General features: G+C 69.8%; 15 protein-coding genes. 13 read left to right on the top strand and 2 right to left on the bottom strand.

The window, feature by feature from the left end:
- The first annotated feature begins 36 nt into the window (after positions 1-36).
- The 7 genes from ACZ53N_RS30215 to ACZ53N_RS30185 all read left to right on the top strand — a co-directional run bounded on the left by ACZ53N_RS30215 (position 37) and on the right by ACZ53N_RS30185 (position 9139).
- Complete coding sequence (locus tag ACZ53N_RS30215) at positions 37-1611, top strand: RiPP maturation radical SAM C-methyltransferase (protein ID WP_469143985.1); 1575 nt, start codon at positions 37-39, stop codon at positions 1609-1611.
- Positions 1598-2428 (top strand): alpha/beta fold hydrolase, encoded by an 831-nt coding sequence (locus ACZ53N_RS30210; RefSeq protein WP_469143984.1) that lies wholly within the window; start codon positions 1598-1600, stop codon positions 2426-2428. Before ACZ53N_RS30215 ends, ACZ53N_RS30210 begins: the two co-directional genes overlap by 14 nt.
- A complete protein-coding gene (locus ACZ53N_RS30205; RefSeq protein WP_469143983.1) occupies positions 2425-3852 on the top strand; it encodes an amidohydrolase family protein in 1428 nt (475 codons plus the stop codon). The genes ACZ53N_RS30210 and ACZ53N_RS30205 overlap by 4 nt, the downstream gene beginning before the upstream one ends.
- A 40-nt stretch (positions 3853-3892) precedes the next feature.
- Positions 3893-5032, top strand: a complete 1140-nt coding sequence (locus ACZ53N_RS30200; protein WP_469143982.1) for a cytochrome P450 — start codon at positions 3893-3895, stop codon at positions 5030-5032.
- A 7-nt stretch (positions 5033-5039) separates the two neighbouring features.
- Entirely contained in the window at positions 5040-6983 is a 1944-nt protein-coding gene (locus ACZ53N_RS30195) for a RiPP maturation radical SAM C-methyltransferase (RefSeq protein WP_469143981.1), read from the top strand.
- A gap of 174 nt (positions 6984-7157) precedes the next feature.
- Positions 7158-7694 carry a DUF2087 domain-containing protein gene (locus ACZ53N_RS30190; protein WP_469144011.1) on the top strand — a complete coding sequence of 179 codons (537 nt, stop codon included), beginning with the start codon at positions 7158-7160 and terminating at the stop codon, positions 7692-7694.
- Positions 7695-7696: 2 nt separating this feature from the next.
- Complete coding sequence (locus ACZ53N_RS30185) at positions 7697-9139, top strand: leucyl aminopeptidase family protein (RefSeq protein ID WP_469143980.1); 1443 nt, start codon at positions 7697-7699, stop codon at positions 9137-9139.
- A 35-nt stretch (positions 9140-9174) separates the two neighbouring features.
- On the opposite strand, the gene ACZ53N_RS30180 is transcribed toward ACZ53N_RS30185, so the two are convergent.
- Positions 9175-10272, bottom strand: coding sequence for a mechanosensitive ion channel family protein (locus ACZ53N_RS30180; RefSeq protein ID WP_469143979.1), 1098 nt, complete (start codon positions 10270-10272; stop codon positions 9175-9177).
- Between the two features lie 268 nt (positions 10273-10540).
- Here ACZ53N_RS30180 and ACZ53N_RS30175 point away from each other — a divergent pair, with 268 nt between their 5' ends.
- The 4 genes from ACZ53N_RS30175 to ACZ53N_RS30160 all read left to right on the top strand — a co-directional run bounded on the left by ACZ53N_RS30175 (position 10541) and on the right by ACZ53N_RS30160 (position 13717).
- A complete protein-coding gene (locus ACZ53N_RS30175) occupies positions 10541-10753 on the top strand; it encodes a DUF4287 domain-containing protein (RefSeq protein WP_469143978.1) in 213 nt (70 codons plus the stop codon).
- Between the two features lie 241 nt (positions 10754-10994).
- On the top strand, positions 10995-12089 hold the full coding sequence (locus ACZ53N_RS30170) for a M20 family metallopeptidase (protein ID WP_469144010.1): 1095 nt from the start codon (positions 10995-10997) through the stop codon (positions 12087-12089).
- Between the two features lie 232 nt (positions 12090-12321).
- A complete protein-coding gene (locus ACZ53N_RS30165; protein ID WP_469143977.1) occupies positions 12322-12918 on the top strand; it encodes a dihydrofolate reductase family protein in 597 nt (198 codons plus the stop codon).
- Positions 12919-13144: 226 nt separating this feature from the next.
- The gene (locus tag ACZ53N_RS30160; protein ID WP_469143976.1) at positions 13145-13717 is read left to right on the top strand and encodes a hypothetical protein; all 573 of its coding nucleotides are present in this window, start codon (positions 13145-13147) and stop codon (positions 13715-13717) included.
- Between the two features lie 19 nt (positions 13718-13736).
- On the opposite strand, the gene ACZ53N_RS30155 is transcribed toward ACZ53N_RS30160, so the two are convergent.
- Entirely contained in the window at positions 13737-14456 is a 720-nt protein-coding gene (locus ACZ53N_RS30155; RefSeq protein WP_469143975.1) for a TetR/AcrR family transcriptional regulator C-terminal domain-containing protein, read from the bottom strand.
- A gap of 179 nt (positions 14457-14635) precedes the next feature.
- Between ACZ53N_RS30155 and ACZ53N_RS30150 the strand changes: the two genes are divergently transcribed.
- The gene (locus tag ACZ53N_RS30150) at positions 14636-16228 is read left to right on the top strand and encodes a CocE/NonD family hydrolase (RefSeq protein ID WP_469144009.1); all 1593 of its coding nucleotides are present in this window, start codon (positions 14636-14638) and stop codon (positions 16226-16228) included.
- Between the two features lie 392 nt (positions 16229-16620).
- Entirely contained in the window at positions 16621-17112 is a 492-nt protein-coding gene (locus ACZ53N_RS30145; RefSeq protein WP_469143974.1) for a hypothetical protein, read from the top strand.
- Positions 17113-17209: the final 97 nt, after the last annotated feature.

Here is a 17209-nt window from a genome sequence, read left to right as displayed (position 1 = left end):
ACGCGGCGTTCCTCCGCGAGCACGGGGTGGCCGAGGATGGTGGCCCGTGTGCTCGGCCTCCGGGAAGTGGCTCCCCTCTTCGCCGCGGAGCTCGCCGAGCGGCTGGTCGCCACGGGGGCCGAGTGTTTCGGATTCACCACGTCCTTCAGCCAGTTGGTGCCCGCCCTGGCCGTCGCCAGGGCCATCAAGGATCGGGCGCCCGACCGGCTCGTTCTGTTCGGCGGGGCGAACTGCGACCGCCCCATGGGTCAGGCCGTGATGCACGCCTATCCGTTCGTCGACGCCGTGGTGCAAGGTGAGGGCGAAGGGGCGGTGGCAGCCGTTTCCGCCGCCGGAAGCGTGGCTGACCTGACGGCCGCCCCGGGGCTGGTCCTGCGGCACGAGGGGGCCCTGCGGGTCTCCCTGCCGACGGTCCAGCCGGCCACGTCGGCCCCGGTGCCCCGGTATGACGGGTACTTCGAGCGGTTGCGCGCCCTGCCGTGGAGCGAGCTGATCACCCCGCAGGTGGCGCTGCCGTTCCAGATGTCCAGGGGCTGCTGGTGGGGCGAGAAGATGCAGTGCACGTTCTGCGGCGAGAACGGCAGCGGCATGGTCTACCGCAGCAAGCCGGGCCGGCAGCTCACCGAAACCCTCCGGACGCTGACGGAACGGCACGGGGTGTTCGACACGTACGCCGTCGACACGATCCTCGCCCGGAACGACAACGGCCTGTCGGCCCTCGCCGAAGCGGAGGTCGACATCACCACGTTCTTCGAGGTGAAGGCGAACCTGGGACCCAAAGAGCTGGGCGAAATGCGGGCGGCGGGCGTCACCATGGTGCAGCCGGGGATCGAGAGCCTCAGCAGCGGTGCGCTGAAGCTGCTGCGCAAGGGCGCGACGAGCCTGCACAACCTGCGTTTCCTCGTGATCTGCCAGGAGCTGGGCATTGACGCCCAGTGGAATCTGCTCTCGGCCATGCCCGAGGAGTCGCCCGAGATGCTGGAGGAGCAGCTGCGGCTGATTCCCTTCATCACCCACCTGGCGCCGCCGTCGACGGTCAGCAAGGTGCGGGTCGACCGCTACAGCCCGTACTTCGAGAAGCCCGACGACTTCGGCATCACGTTGCGCGGGCCGGAGAAGAAATACCGGTACATCCACTCCGGCCGAGGTGTCGACCGGAGTGCGCTCGCCTACTCCTTCGAGCACGAGCAGACGGTCCGGCGGGCGGACGACGCGGAGATGCTTTCCCTGCGCCGTCGTCTGGGCGCGCGCGTCGGACTGTGGAAGAAGCTGCACGGACAGTCCCGCTTCTCCTTCCGGTTCGGGCCGGAAATCACCGTCCTGCACGACTACCGCCCGCATGTGGGCACCGGTCGGCATGTGCTGAGGGCGGGAGACGACCAACTGTTCCGCTCCCTCGTCCACGGCGGACGCCTCATGCAGGCGGTCAGCCAGGTCAGCGAGATGACGGGGACGACGGAGGAACGGGTGCACGAGACGCTGCGCGCGTGGGCCAAGCGCGGTTGGATCCATCTGGAAGGCAGGCGCGGACTGGTGCTGGCCCTGCGGGACGGCATGCGGGACGAGTTGGGCCGAGCCCTCGAGCTAAGGGGAGAGAGTGCGCAGCGGTAACGGCCACAGCGGATGGGAAAGCTTCGCGGTGCCCTCCGCGGACGGCACGGTGATCCGCGGGATCAGCAGGCCCGGCGCCGGCGAGTCGCTCGTCCTGGTGCACGGCGTGGCCATGGACAGCCGCGTCTGGGGTGATTCGGGATTCCTCGACGCGCTCCCGGACGTTCCTGTCGTCGCCGTCGACCTGCGGGGCCGCGGGGAGAGCCAGCACGTCGGCACGGCCGCCGGGCACGCTCTCGACCGCTACGTCGAGGATGTCCGCGCGGTCCTCGACCGCTTCGGCCGCGAACGGTATGTCGTCTTCGGCCTCTACTTCGGGGGGCGGATCGCCTTACGGGTCGCGGGGGCCGACACCCGGGTGGTACGGGCGTTCTCGTTCTGTGCACACGGCGAGGAGGTGGAGATCCCCGCGGACGCGGTCGAGGAAGAGGCACGGGCGGTCGAAGGGCCCGGGGGCCACGCGTATCTGCGCGACCACTTCACCGCGAAGGGCGCGCCCGCGTGGATGGTGAAGGCATGCGGCCGGGTCGACGGTGGCCAGCTCGGGGCGGCGACCCGGGGCTTGCTCCACGGCTCCCACCAGCGGACCGAGCGCGGCCACCCGGATCAGGACCTGGTGCTGATCACAGCGGCGGGCGACGCCGACATGGCGCCCTTCCACGCCGGGGAGCAACGGCTCGGCGCCCGTCTGTGGCTCGTCGACAGCCCGACACGGGTGCGGGCGGCCGCCCGTCTCCCGGATGTCGGGCACCGCGTGGCGGAGCTGCTCGAGGCGGCGTCCGACAGCGCCCCTGCGGCCGGGCCGGGGGCGGGATGACCGGGCCCGAGGATGCCATGTGGCGTCACCGCAGGGGTCTGCTGCCGGACGGCGACCGGCTGGTCACCGCCTTGCAGGAGCTGGCGGACCGTAGCCGCACCCATGTCTTCCGCGCGGTCGCGCCGATCGACGCCGTCACCGGCGACGCGGCGGCACCGCGCGATCTGGAGGTCGTCGACGGGAGGATCGTCCGCTGGACTCCGACGCCGCCCGTCGACGGCCGGGACGCGCCGTGCGAGTGGTACGTCGTTCCGGGCTTCGTCGACGCCCACGCGCACGTCTCGTCGGTGTCCGACCTCGTCGGCCTTCTGGTCCACGGGGTGACCGCCTACCGGCAGATGTGGGGGGAGCCCGCGCACCTCTACTCGGCGGGCGTGTACCGGGCCCGGCACGCCGTCCTGCCCCGGCCGTGGGTGACGGCCGGCGTCATCGACGGCCCGGCTTCCCGCATGCCTCACGCGGCCACCGTCGTGGACGGTGTGCGGGCGGTCCGGCAGGTGGTGGAGGACGTGCTGGCGTTCGGCTTCGACGGCATCAAGGTGTACGACGACATCGAGCGACCGGTGTTCGACTCCCTGGTGCGGGAGGCGGAACGGGCGGGCGTTCCCGTCGTGGGGCACGTGCCGGAGTCGGTGCCGATCGACGTGGCGTTCCGGACCATGAGGTCGACCGAGCACCTTTACGGCATCGTGCCCAATGTGTTCCGGTTGCCGCCGTCCGGCCGCTGGGATGCCCTCGCCGAGGCGCTGGGGCGTGGCCGGCGCGACCGTCGGGGCGTCGGGGCGGATGCGGCAGGCTGCTTCGTGTGCCCGACGTTGGTCGCCTGGCGGGCACGGAGCGGGGAGCGTCGCTTCACCCGCCCGTCCAGGGCGGCCCTGCAGGCGGCGATACCGAGTCGCCGGCCGTCCTGGCAGGCCACGGCCCGGGACGCGCTGCGGCTCGACCCCGCCGAGGCGCTCATGCGCAGCGGACTGGTCGACCGGCTCGGCGGCATCGCCCGGGAGCTGGTCGACGAGGGCGCCAGGCTGCTGGTGGGAACCGACTGCGGGAACCCGTTCGTCACCGCGGGGCCCTCGTACCACAAGGAGGTCGCCGAGCTCTCCCGGTCCGGACTGGACTTCACCACCCTTCTCGGCGCGATGACCGCCAACGCGTACGAGGCCATGGGGTGGCAGGGGGAGCCGCATGCCCGCGGCGCGAATCTCGTCTTCTACCGGCGGCCCCCCGACAAAAGGGCCGCAGCCCTGGCCCGGCCCGACGGTCTGCTGGTGGACGGCGTCTTTCTCGACGGTGACGACCTCGACCGGCTCTGGGGCCTGCGCCTCGCGGTGGTGGGGCTCGACGCCTCCGCCTGGGCGCGGGGTGATCTCGATCCGCCGGTGGCCGGCGACCGACTGACGAAGGAGACCGCTCGTGCAGGCTGACCGTTGTCCCGGAGCCCCGGGCCCGTCGGGCAGGGAGCCCGTGGAGTTCGACTTCTTCAACGGCCCTTCGGAGTACCGGAGGGTGGCGGCGGAGCACGCTCACGGTGGTGCCTTCTACAGCGGCCGGGGGCCGGGGTTCTGGGTGCTGACCACTTATCAGGGCATCTGCGAGGCGTTCAAGGACGAGGACGCGTTCACCGTCGGGCGGGTCAGCGCGGCCGAGGGCGCGGAGGAGGAACGGTGGGTCCCGCTGACCGTCGAGGGCAGCGAGCACACCGAGTGGCGTCGCAGGCTGGCCGGATGGTTCACCCCGCAGCGGATACGCGAGCTGACGCCGGAGATCCGCCGCAACGCCCGGCGCCGGATCGAGGACTTCGTCGGTCGGGGCGAAGTGTCGTTCAACGAGGACTTCGCCCGGCCGTATGTGCTGGAGAATCTGATGACCGCCGTGGGCTGGCCCCTGGACGGCCTCGACCACCTGCTGGCCATCGACCGGGCGATGATCGACTCGCGGTCCGCGCCGGACCCCCGTGAGGCGGCCTACGCCGATCTCGGCCTTCCGGCGCTGGAAAAGTACGCCCGTCGGCACATCGAGCTCCGGCGGGCCGAGCCCGCCGATGATCTCACCACGGCCAGCTTCGACTGGGAGATCGGCGGCGCCCCTGTCACCGATGACGACCGGGCCTCGCTGCTGTGTGTGCTCTTCCTGGCCGGGGTCGACTCCACGGTGAACCACATGGCCAACGCCATCCAGCATCTCGCGTGCCACGAGGAGGCCAGGACACGATTCCTGGCCGAACGGGGCATCCGGTCGGCGGCGGTGGAGGAGTTCCTGCGGGCGAATTCGTGCATGTATCCGGGGCGGATGGCCGCCGACGACGGCGTCGGCGGCATCGCCGAGCGGGGACAGCCGGTGCTGTTGCCACTCGCCCTCGCGAATTACGACCCCGAAGTCTTCCCCGATCCGGAGCGGATCGACTTCGACCGGGCCGCGAATCCGCACATCGCTTTCGGTACCGGTCCTCACCAATGCCTCGGCGCGGCTTTCGCCCGGGCGCAGATCCTCACGGCCCTGGAGGAGTGGCACGAACGCATACCCTGCTACGGGCTGCCGCCGGGGCAGAACACCGAGGAACCTCCGTTCCTCCGCAACGCCTACGATCTGAGGCTGGTCTGGTGAGGGCGCCATGAGCGGTCCCGGGCGAGTGACGCTCGTTTCGATGCCGTGGAACAACGTGCTGCGTCCGTCGATTCAGGTGGGCACATTGCGGTCGGTGGCCGAGGCCGAGGGATGGCAGGTCGACGCTCATTATGCCTACCTCGATTTCTACGGCCTTGCCCAGCGGATGCTGGGACTGACCCGGAACGAGTGGGCGGATGCCTATGAGCTGGTGTCCGAGAAGCTCTACCATCTGGCGGTCGGCGACTGGATCTTCGCATGCCGACGCGTGGACGCCGCGCGACGCGACGCGTATTTCGCCGAATTACGTGCCGGCGGTATTGATGAGGCAGCGATCTCCCTGATCGAAGCGTTGCGCGAGGTGGCCGACCGGCATGTGGAGGAGACGGCCGCGGCGCTGCTGGCCTCTTCCTCCGACGTCATCGGATTCACCAGCACCTTCAGTCAGAACGGGCCGACGTTGGCGGTGGCCGAGCGGTTGCGGTCCGGTGGATACACGGGTGTCATCGTGCTGGGGGGCAGCAACTGCGAGGGCCCGATGGGCCGTGCGCTGCTGGCCAACTACCCGGCTGTCGATGCCGTGGTGGACGGACCCGGCGAGGACGCCTTCGTCGCGCTGCTCCGCCAGGTCCAAGCAGGTGAGGCGGTTCGCTCCCAGGGCCGGTTGATCACCCGGGCCGCACCACCGGAAGGGCAGGAAGCCGGGCGTGCCCCGGAGGAGTCCCTCCAGGTGCCCATGCCCAATTACGACGGGTTCTTCGAACAGTTACGGGCCGCCGGGCTGCACACGCTGGAGCCCGACATCACCCTCCCGGTCGAATTCTCCCGGGGCTGCTGGTGGGGCGCGAAGACCCACTGCACCTTCTGCGGACTCAACGGCGCCACCATGAAATACCGCAGCAAACACCCCGACGCGGTCGCCGACGAACTCCGGTACATGATGGACCGCTACGGCGTCCTCGACTTCTTCGCCGTCGACAACATCCTCGACCTCAAATACCTCGAAACAGCCCTCCCCCTGGTCGAGAAACTCAACACCGACCACTCCCTGTTCTTCGAGGTCAAAGCGAACATGGAATGGGCGGACATCCAGGGCATGCGACGCGCGGGAGTCCGCTCTGTCCAGCCGGGCATCGAGAGTCTGAGCACCGAAGGGCTCCGGCTGCTGAAAAAGGGCGCCACCGCTTTCCAGAACGTACGCTTCCTCCTCGGCTGCGCCGAATACGGCGTCCTGCCCGTGTGGAACATTCTCACCGGCTACCCGAACGAGACACCCGAGTCGATGCTGACCCAGATCGAGCTGCTGCCGTCGCTCAGCCACCTGGAACCACCGGACAATGACATTCTGACCGTGCACTTCGACCGTTTCAGCCCGTATGTGGAGCATCCCGATTCGTATGGTCTTGTGTTGTCGCGACCGCTGCCGGGGTACCAATACGTGTACGCGGGTCTGTCACCGGAAGACCTGTGGGACATCGCGTACCACTTCGAGGGTGACTTCACCGACGACAGCCGCAACACCGAGATCCGGCGACGACTGGCGGCCCGCGTGCGGCTGTGGCGAAACCACCATGACAAGGCGAGCTTCACCTACCGCCTCGGCTTCGACTCCGTCGCCCTCCACGACCACCGCCCCGGACTCCCCCAGCGCGACGTCGTCCTCCGCGGCGACGACGCCCGGCTCTTCCGCGCCGTCATCGGCGGAACCCGGCACCGCGATCTTCAGGGGCAAGGATGGAAAGGGGAACGCTGGGACCAAGCCCTCACCACGCTGGAAAACTGGCAGCGCAACCGGTGGGTCTACACCGAAGGCACGAAAATCATCGCCCTCGCGGTACGCGAGAAACCCTCCGCATACCGCACCCCACCCACCAAGGGCACACCCCGGCTCGCCCGCACCCCCATACCACTCACGCTCGGAGCTCCACGCCTGTCCAGGCGGACAGGCTGAAATGTGCCGCTTCGCTGGATAACGCTTTCACCGCCGCCTGGGATCGCGGTACTTGTAGTGGACCTGTGGGTCGGTGGCACGCGGATCCGTGGCACGTGGACCTGTCGCACGTGGACCTGTGTCACGCAGCCGACGGCCTCGGCACCCCGAACGACAACCGGAAAGATGGACATCATGAACACGGCCCCCGCTGAGGACCATCCGCCCTCCTGTCGAGACCTGGTCGGCATCCTCGCGCAAAGCGATCGGCGTGCCGCTTACGCGGCCCTCGTGCTCGGGGCGACCTCCGTCGCGGAAGTCGCCGACCTGGCGAAGCTCCGTCCGCCGGCCGCTGCCGCGGCGCTACGAAAGCTGACGGGCGGCCGGATCGCCGCCTACGACAGTGAGAAGCACACCTACAGGCTGCTCGACGACACCTTCCGGCTGGCGGTCCAGGCGGAGGTCAAAATCTCCGGCCGGGGTGACGGCGACGGCGCGGGGTCCTATTTCCGGCGCGGTCGACTGACCTCCATTCCCGGCAACGCGGAGGTACGCCGTCGTGTGCTGGCCGTGGTGACCGACTCGTTCGAGCCCGGTGTGGCCTATACCGAGGCGAAAGTCAACGCGCTCTGCGGCGAATGGCTCGACGACTGGGTGAGTTTGCGCCGCGCTCTCGTGGACGAGGGGCTGCTGAACAGGAACAGGTCCGGCACGGCGTACCAGCGCGTCTGACCGTGGTCCGCGTTACGCCTGGTGACGCCCGCACACCGGCGGACGTCACCGCCCGGCCCTGGCATACGGGCGCGTCGGCGAGCCCGTTCTGTCGACGTCGTGGTTTCACGGCCCGGCCGGGCCAGGTAGTTGCCGAACCGTCCCCCGACGGCCGGTCGGTCGTCCTCAACGTCGGTCTGGGCCCGGCCCGCTCGGCCACGGCCGGCACCTTCCGCCGTGCGGCCGTGGCAGCGGTGCGCGCGGCGGGCCCGGCGCGCACGCTCCGACTCGATCTCGCCCTGCCGGACGACAGCGGCGTTCCCGCCGCCGACCGGGCCCGCGCCGTAACGGAAGGGGCCGTGCTCGCTCTGTACCGCTACGACGAGTTCCGGTCACGGAAGTCGGCGGGCCCTCTGAGCGATGTGACCGTGGTGACCTCCGAGCACGGTGCCGTCGCCGAGGCGCTGGCCGTCTGCGAGGGCACCTGCCTGGCGCGCGACCTCGTCAACTGCCCGGCCGACGCCCTGACGCCCACGGCGTTCGCCCACCGCGTCCAACACCTGGCGGATGCCGTAGGCCTGTCCTGCGCGCTTCACGAGGGGCGGACGGTGACGGATATGGGGCTCACCGGTCTGGCCGCCGTCAGCCGGGGCTCCCACGAGTCAGCGCGATACGTGGAGGTGGACTACACACCCCCGGCCGGGCCACCGGCCCTCACGGTCGGTCTGGTCGGTAAGGGCGTCACCTTCGACTCCGGCGGACTGTCCTTGAAGCCACCGGGCGAGATGCACGCGATGAAGGCCGACATGGGCGGTGCGGCCGCGGTCGTCGGGGTGTTCGCCGCCCTGCCCCGGCTGGCCCTTCCGATACAGGTCCGTGGGTATCTGCCACTGGTGGAGAACATGCCGGGTGGCGGGGCTCTGCGCGTGGGTGACGTCGTACGCCATCTCGACGGAACGACCACCGAGATCACCAACACCGACAACGAGGGGCGCGTGATCCTGGCCGACGTCCTCGTGCGCGCTACCCGCCCCGGGCCCGGCCACGCCGACCTCGTGATCGACGTGGCCACCCTCACCTCGGCCGCGGTCCATGCGCTCGGCACCCGGACCGGGGCCCTCTTCTCCCCCGACGATTCGCTCGCCGACACGATTCTGACGGCCGCGGACCGGGCGGGTGAATCGCTCTGCCGGCTACCGCTCCTCGCTCATGAGCGCCGGCATCTGCGCTCCGCGGTGGCCGACCGCGTGAACTGTTCCCACCGTCACGGCGACACGGTTCAGGCCGCCCTGTTCCTCCAGGACTTCATCGCCCCCGGGGCTCCCTGGGCCCATCTCGACATCGCGGCACCCGCGTACAACGACGAGGCGCCGTACGACGAGGTGCCGCACGGTGGCACCGGCTTCGCCGTGCGCACCCTCATCGAAACGCTGAGGCTCCTGTCGGCACAACGCCATGGACGCTGAGGCCGCGTCGACGACTGCACCGCTGTTTGTCATGGTCAGGCCGTGGTACCGAGGCGGCCCGGTGTGGCGTCCAGAGACGGGCGGGGCTGCGCGATCACAGCGTCCCCGCTCTGCTCCAAGGAGACGGTTCGTGCCGGAGCGGGGATCCGAATGCCCTCGCTGCGGTACCGCTGGTGCAGGCGCTTGATGAATTCATGCTTGATGCGGTACTTGTCGCTGTACTCGCCGACGCCGAGGATGACGGTGAAGCCGATGCGGGAGTCCCCGAAGGTATGGAACCGGACGGCCGCCTCGTGGTCGGGTACGGCGCCGGTGATGTCCTTCATGACGCTCTCGACGACCTCGTTGGTGATCCGTTCGACGTGTTCCAGGTCGCTGTCGTAGCCGACGCCCACCTGCACCGTGACGGTCAGCTGCTGTTCGGGCCGGCTGAAGTTGGTCATGTTCGTGCCGGCGAGCTGGGCGTTCGGGATGATGACCAGGTTGTTCGAGAGCTCCTCCACCACCGTGTTGCGCCAGTTGATATCGCGGACGTAGCCTTCCTCGCCACTGCTGAGCCGGATGTAGTCGCCGGGCTGAACCGTCCTCGAGACGAGGATGTGCACGCCCGCGAAGAGGTTGGCCAGGGTGTCCCGCAGCGCGAGGGCAATCGCCAGACCGCCCACACCGAGGGCGGTGAGCAGCGGGGCGATGGATACGCCGAGGGTTTCCAGGATGATGAGGAAGCCCATCGCCAGGACCACGACGCGGGTGATGTTGACGAATATCGTGGCCGATCCGGCCACGCCGGATCTGGACTGCGCCACGGACCGCGCCAGCCCGCTGATCACTCGGGCGGCGGTGAGCGTCGCGGTCAGCATGACGAGGGCTGTCAGCGTCTGGCTGACGATGTGTCCGACCTGGTGGGTCAACGGGAGGGCGGCCGCTGCGGCCGCCACGCCGGCCGCCACCGCGGACCAGGGGACCAGGGTGCGCAGCACGTCGACGATGATGTCGTCCCCGGCCCATCGGGTCCTGCGGGCCCGTTCGCCGAGCCAGCGAAGGATGACCCGCAGCACGAGCGCCAGGGCCAGGCCGGCGGCCACCGCGATGCCTGCGGCGATGGCGTCGTGCAGTGTCAGAGCCCGGTGCATCGGCGTATGCCCTCCGTTCCGTGGAGCGGAGCGACGTCGTCGCTCGCTGCCGTGAGTCCGGAGTGATGATTCGTCACCTTGTAGTTCCTGCCTATCCCGACGGTTCGAACATCGCGCCGGGCCATGAAGGGAGCCGGCGCGAGAAGTCATCCTGCACCACCTCCACTTCCGCCTTGCACGCCCGGGTGCCTGACAGGGGGCTCATCCCTGGGGCGTGGCTGCGTCCTGGCGATCTCGTGTTGTCAGCGGTGGGTGGCAGACTGTGGCCATGACTGAAACTGTGAAGGGTCCCGCCAGTTACTTCCCCTCGATCGAGAAGAAGTACGGCAAGCCGATAGCCGAGTGGAAGAACCTCATCCGCGCTTCTCCCTTGACCAAGCACATGGAGCTGGTCAGCTGGCTGAAGTCCGAGCGCGGCCTGGGCCATGGCCACGCCAACGCCCTGGTCGCCCACACTCTCGCGGAGGCGGACGGTCAGTAGCACAGCCCTGTTGCCGCGACGAGGTGCCGACCGGGGCGCGTCGGACGTCACAGAGCATCGCCCCGAGTCGCATTCACCATGACGGCCGTTCGGACCGGCCCCGGGCCGAACGCGCGAGGGGCCTCTGCACCGCGGTCAAGGCTGGTCCATGCCGTTCATTCAAGAGCGCTTCCCGGTCAACGGGCCCCGGCATGTGGACTCCAGTCCGTCATTGCCTGCCACGTACCCTTGCGACGTGAGCATGCACAAGACCGTCCACGTAAGTGTCGACGCGATGATCGAGGACCTCAGGACACTCGTCGAGATCGAGTCCCCGTCGCGCGACCCCGAGGCCTTGACGGCATCGGCCAAGGCTGTCGCCGCTGTCATCGAGAGGCGTCTTGGCGGGCAGGCCACCCTCGTGGAGAGCGAAGCCGGTCCCCACGTCCGCTGGTCGGCTGGTGGCGATCCCAAAGTCCTGATTCTCGGTCACCACGACACGGTGTTCCCGCTCGGCACCCTTGAACGCCGCCCGTTCACGGTCGCCGACGGGCAGGCGACCGGCCCCGGGGTCTTCGACATGCTCGGCGGTTTGGTACAGGCCGTTCACGGCCTGGCGGCGCTCGATGACCGGTCGGGCGTCGAGATCCTGATGACCGCCGACGAGGAGGTCGGCTCCCGCTCCTCTCGCGCTCTCATCGAAGAACGAGCACTTGCCTGCGGCGCTGTGCTCGTGCTCGAGGGCGCCGCTGACGGCGGAGGCCTGAAGACCGGCCGTAAGGGCTGTGGCACGTTCCAGGTCTCCATCACGGGCCGGGCGTCGCACGCGGGGCTTGAACCCGCGGCCGGGGTCAACGCCCTGATCGAAGCATCACACCAGGTGCTGGACATCGCGGCGCTCGGCCGACCCGATGTGGGCACGACTGTCACCCCGACCGTCGCGTCCGCCGGGACCCTGGACAACGTCGTTCCCGCGGAGGCGACCGTCGTCGTCGACGTCCGGGTCGAGTCGGCCGACGAGAAGGGACGTATCGAATCCGCGTTCGCGGCGCTGGCTCCGCATCTCGATGAGGCGAAGATCGAGGTTCAGGGATCCATCAGCCGGCCCCCGATGCCCGAGTCGGCGTCGGCCGAGCTCTTTGCTGTGGCCAGGCGCCTGCTACCCGGCGTCGAAGGCAGGGCAGTCGGCGGCGGCAGCGACGGCAACTTCACGGCCGCGCTGGGGGTGCCGACACTCGACGGCCTGGGAGCGGTCGGGGGCGGCGCCCACGCCGACCACGAGTTTTTGGTGGTCGGCGCCATGGCCGAGCGGGCAAACCTCGTTGCCGGATTGGTGCACGCGGTGCAGAACGCCTGACGGGCCCCGGACCGCGTGAGGTGCTCCGACGGTGGCGTCTCGCGCCGGGAATCCGGCGCGGTCACGTCATACGGCGTCGGCGGCGGGCCGCTCGGCTAGGGTCGGGTCCGGAAACGGATCGTGGCGGTGGACCGATCGGTGGACCCGGCGGCGGGCCGAGTGGCGCGAAGGTGCCCGCGCCGCAGCCGGGACGAGCGTGGCGGCCCCCGGACGAGGATGAGGAGCAAGTCCCGTGCGCATCGTTGTCACTGAGTTCATGAGCTTGGACGGCGTCGTGCAGGCGCCGGGCGGTCCCGAGGAGGACACGGACGGTGGCTTCGCCCACGGCGGCTGGTCGCACCCGTTCTTCGATCCGGAGGTGATGGGCGGCATCTTCGACGACGCACTGGCCAAGGCCGGGGCGCTGCTGTTCGGGCGCCGGACGTGGCAGACGATGGCCGCGGCATGGCCCGGGCGAGCCGGTGACCCGTTCGCCGACCGGATGAACGCCATTCCGAAGTACGTGGTGTCTGAAACGCTGGGCGACGACGCTCTGACGTGGGACAACACCACACGCATCCCCGGCGAGGAGGCCGTCGCCCGCATCGGGGAGCTGCACGCGAGGGACGACGGCGACCTGTTGGTCATGGGGAGCCCCACGCTCGTGCGCGCCCTCCTGCGCGAGGGTCTGGTCGACGAGCTCCGGCTCATGGTCGAGCCGGTGGTCCTCGGTGGTGGAAAGACCATCTTCCCCGACGACGGTGTGCTGCGTACGTTCGAGCTGCTCTCCACGGTCACCAGCGGCACGGGCGTGAATGTGTGCACCTACCGGCCGGTGGCCGAGCGCTAGGGTGTGTCCGCAAAGTCGCGGCGTACGCCCGAAGGGCGTGGCCCGCGGCGTTGGGGGCACCTCCCAGCGGTAGCTGGGGGAGCGTGCGATCGCAAGGCGGAGGGTCGCCCTCGTACCGGGCGTACTCGGGCGAGCCCGACAACGCAGCGAGCGCGCGTGCCAGACGCCGCGGGCCAGGCGCGACTTTGCGGACACACCCTAGGCCGGTTCGGCGGCGGCACGCGGCATGCGCCCGCATGTGCTCGGCGAGGTACACGGCCATGTGCTCCCACCGGGGCCGGCCGAGGGCACGGTTCGGTCGGCCCGGCTCGCCGCCCGCGCGGTGCCGGGCGACCATGGGGTACGGGACCGGTCCGGGGGCCAGGCCCCGGACTGCGCCGGGCTGTCCACGCCCCTGGCCGCCTACCCGTTGCGCCTACTCGACATCCTGTGCGGCCGCACCGGCAACGTACTGCTCCTGTACGCGGCCGACTTCGCCGACCTGGCCGCCGCCGTCGCTGTGGCAGCCGGGATGCCACGGAGAGCGGACGGCGGCGCGGACGGCGCCGACCGCCCGGCCCCCGAGGCCGACCCGCAGACCGTCGCCGTACTCGTCAGTGAGGCCGCGCAGAGCTCCCCCGGCACCTTGGCCGTCCCCGAATACCGCGACGCCGCCGGCGAGTTCGCCCGGCTCTACCGCCCCGACGGTCCGACGGGTTTCCTCGTCCGCCCGGACGGGCAGCTCGGCGCCCGCTTCCCCCTCACCGGCACCGCGGCGGCCCTGTCCGACTACCGCACAGCCCTGTCCGTTCCGGCGTGAACACGGCGAACGGACAGCATCATCGGGAGGCGTCAAGGCCGTCGATCAGGCGGTCGAGGAACCGGGTGAAGGTGGCTTCGGGGTCCAGGGGGCGCCCGGGTGCGGAGAGGACTTCGGCGAGCTCCGGGTGGTGTCCGTCGGCGGCGACGGCGGCGAGGTAGCGGGCTTCGGCCGCCGCCCGGTCGGGCTGGTCCGCGGCTGCGGACTGGGCGATCTCGTAGCCGACGTGTCCGGTGACGAAGCCGGTGAGCTGGCTGAAGATCTCCAGCTTCGTGGTGCCGTCCAGTCGGGTGGGCCGCAGGGCGGCGAGTGCGCGTTCCAGGAAGGCCAGCGTGTTGGGGCCGAGGGTTCGGCGGGTGGACAGCGCGGTGGGGAGCCAGCGGTGCCGGAGCATGAGGGCGCGCTGGAGGTGGCCGATGGCCTTCAGGTCGGTACGCCAGTCGCCGGTGAGGGGATCGGTCACCGGGAGTTCACCACTGACGTGGTCGACCATCAGCTCCAGCAGCGTCTCCTTGTCGGGGGCGTAGCTGTAGAGCGACATGACGCCGGCCCCGACCTGGGAGGCGACTTTGCGCATGGTGACCGCCTCCAGCCCCTCGGCATCCGCCAGGGCGACGGCCGCGGCCGTGATCGCCTCACGGCTGAAGGTGGGCTTGCGCCCCCTGCCGGGCCGGCCGGTGCTCAGCCAGAGCTGTTGGGGATCGATGCCTGTGGCACCAGTCCCGTCATGACGGGGCATGTTCTCCTCTTTCCTCTCCTGCTCGCCGGGCGTTGCGGAGGACATCCAAGCATCCGCTATTCTCGTACAACGTACGGGAATGACGGAGGGGAATCCACATGCCCACACACGCGCACGACGTCGTGTCGAAGCCCGCCTGGACCGCACCGACGGGGAAGCCTCCGTTGAGCTCGCGGATAATGAGGGCGACGTGGCGCGGTCTTCCGGCAAAACAGCACGACGTCGGGTGGGAGCCCGGCCTCGTGGTACCGGCCGCCGACGGCAGCCCCTTGGTCACGGACCACTACTTCCCCCGTGCCGAGGGCGACTTCCCCACCCTGGTCGTGCGCTCCCCTTACGGCAGGGGCCTGCCGTGGTCACCCCTGTACGGCGTACACTTCGCCGAACAGGGCTTCCACGTGATCCTGCAGAGCTGCCGCGGCACCGGCGGCTCGGGCGGTGAGTTCAGCCTGTGGCGCAACCAGGCCGCCGACGGCCGGGCCACGGTGTCCTGGCTGCGTGAGCAGCCCTGGTTCAACGGAACGCTGGGCACCGTCGGCCCCAGCTACCTGGGCTACACGCAGTGGGCACTGGCCCAGGACCCACCACCGGAGCTCAAGGCGATGGTGGTACAGGTCGGACTGCACGACCCCCATGCCTATTTCCACGCGGGCGGTGCGCTCAACCTGGAGAACGTCCTCGTCTCCGGCGCCGGCATGACGTACCAGCACCAGGGGTTGGCGCCCATGATGAAGGCGACCCTGCGCCTGCAACGCCGCCTGCGCGAGATCACCACCGCGCAGCCACTGCGCGGGGCCTACGCGTCCGCCCTCGGTGAAGTGCCCTGGCTGGACGAGGCGATGACCCGCACGGACGCCGACGATCCCTACTGGCGCGGCACGTCCATGGGAGAGGCGGCCGAGCGGCTGGCCGTGCCCACCTGTTTGATCACCGGGAGGCACGACGCGCTGCTCGACCAGACCCTCGAGCAGTACGGCCGACTGCGTCGGGCCGGATGCGAGACGGCCCTGCTCGTCGGCCCCTGGACGCATACCTCCGCACTGCAGAAGGGCTGGCCGGAGGTGTTCGCCGAGAGCCTCGCATGGCTGCGCGCGCACTTGTGCGACGACCCTTCGAGCCTTCGCACCACCGGGGTGCGCGTGCACGTCGGCGGCGAGGAGGCCTGGCGGGACCTCGCCGAGTGGCCGCTGGCCCCGGGCACGGCCTCCTGGTTCCCCACCCCGGACGGGCATCTCACCCGGCAGCCGCCCACGGACTCCACACCGATGGCGACCTTCCGCTACGACCCGGCCGATCCCACCCCGTCCGTGGGCGGGCCGCTGCTCTCGCGCGGGGCCGGCCCCCGCGACAACAGGGCCCTGGAGGCGCGAAAGGACGTCCTGACGTTCACCGGCCCGCCGCTGACCGAACCGGTGGATGTCCTCGGCCCGGTCTCCGCGCGGCTGCGGATCTCGACGGACACCGGATACGCCGATGTCTTCGCCCGCCTTTGCGACGTCGACACACAAGGCCGTTCCACCAACGTCTGCGACGGGCTGACCCGGCTGCGGACCACCGGTCAGGTGCCCTCGGAGGTCACCGTGGCGATGAGCTCCACCGCGTACCGCTTCGCCGCCGGTCACCGGATACGCCTGCAGATCAGCGGCGGCGCCCATCCGCGCTACGCCCGTAATCCCGGCACCGGGGAGCCGGCGGCCGATGCCACCCGCTTCGTGCCGGTGCGGATCACGCTGCATACGGACTCAGCGCTGAACCTGCCCCAGGGTGCCTAGGGTGTGTCCGACAGGTCGCGCACCGTACGCCCTTTTCGCCCACGAGATCGAACAACGCGTCTGCGAAGATCTTGCTGTCTCTGCCGCGTCGCACGACAGGGCCGGCTTCTGGCGGCGCGCACACGCGTGCGGTGGTGGATGGTGAGGTGAGCGCCCGTCGCTGCGGCAAACCTCGGGCGTCTTGTTGCGGGTTACGCAAGGCTGGTCGACTCATCGCCTAATGGGAGGGCTATGGCGTTCGATCCGTTACTTTCGTCGCTGTCGATGGTCTCCTGGGCCTGTGGTCGCGGGCCGGGGTGTCCGGTGCCGCTTGGTATTGGGGAGGGACCAGGAATGCTGCGATCGGTGATCAGACGTGTATGGAGGCCCGTGGTCGCGGCTGTGGCGGGGGTGTGTGCCTTCACAGGCATGACAGCGCCCGCCCCGGCCGCCCCCCCCAGCCCCGGCAGGCCCAGGCCGCCGCCTCGGGCTACCTGAACCTGCACCAGTGCGTGTACTACTCGTCCTCGGCCACCAACCACTTCACGACCGTGGTGCCGAGCAGCGACGGACGCTTCGCCACAGGGACGAACGTCTCCAACACGGCAGACACGCAAGCATCGTGCGGTCAGGGGGACGGGAACTACTCGCTCATCCCCCTCCTGTCGGGAGTCAAGGCACTCGACCTCACGTCGGGCAGCTACGCGAACCTGCATCAGTGCGTGTACTACTCGTCATCGGCTACCGACCACTTCACGACCGTGGTGACGGGCGGCGACGGACGCTTCGCCACAGGGACGAAGATCTCCACCACGGCAGACACACAGGCGTCGTGCGGTTCGGGCGACGGGAACTACTCCCTCGTCCCCCTCCTGTCAGGCGTCAAGGCACTATCGGTGGCCTAGGGACTGTTTCTCGGATCATGTTCGGAGCCAGATAGCGAGGGCTGCGAATGTGACGGTGCCGAGGTAGATGTAGGCGCGTTTCTCGTAGCGGGTGGCA

Source organism: Streptomyces sp. NPDC033229 (assembly GCF_055576875.1).
The sequence above is the reverse complement of the archived record's forward strand: the minus strand, read 5'-3'. Positions and strand labels throughout refer to the sequence as shown.

What these genes read in the sequence shown, in the direction of transcription:
- ACZ53N_RS30215 (WP_469143985.1), top strand. Translation starts at nt 37, where the DNA reads ATGGTGGCCCGTGTGCTCGGCCTCCGGGAAGTGGCTCCCCTCTTCGCC.
- ACZ53N_RS30205 (WP_469143983.1), top strand. Translation starts at nt 2,425, where the DNA reads ATGACCGGGCCCGAGGATGCCATGTGGCGTCACCGCAGGGGTCTGCTG.
- ACZ53N_RS30195 (WP_469143981.1), top strand. Translation starts at nt 5,040, where the DNA reads ATGAGCGGTCCCGGGCGAGTGACGCTCGTTTCGATGCCGTGGAACAAC.
- ACZ53N_RS30190 (WP_469144011.1), top strand. Translation starts at nt 7,158, where the DNA reads ATGAACACGGCCCCCGCTGAGGACCATCCGCCCTCCTGTCGAGACCTG.
- ACZ53N_RS30180 (WP_469143979.1), bottom strand. Translation starts at nt 10,272, where the DNA reads ATGCACCGGGCTCTGACACTGCACGACGCCATCGCCGCAGGCATCGCG.
- ACZ53N_RS30175 (WP_469143978.1), top strand. Translation starts at nt 10,541, where the DNA reads ATGACTGAAACTGTGAAGGGTCCCGCCAGTTACTTCCCCTCGATCGAG.
- ACZ53N_RS30170 (WP_469144010.1), top strand. Translation starts at nt 10,995, where the DNA reads ATGCACAAGACCGTCCACGTAAGTGTCGACGCGATGATCGAGGACCTC.
- ACZ53N_RS30160 (WP_469143976.1), top strand. Translation starts at nt 13,145, where the DNA reads ATGCGCCCGCATGTGCTCGGCGAGGTACACGGCCATGTGCTCCCACCG.
- ACZ53N_RS30155 (WP_469143975.1), bottom strand. Translation starts at nt 14,456, where the DNA reads ATGCCCCGTCATGACGGGACTGGTGCCACAGGCATCGATCCCCAACAG.
- ACZ53N_RS30150 (WP_469144009.1), top strand. Translation starts at nt 14,636, where the DNA reads ATGAGGGCGACGTGGCGCGGTCTTCCGGCAAAACAGCACGACGTCGGG.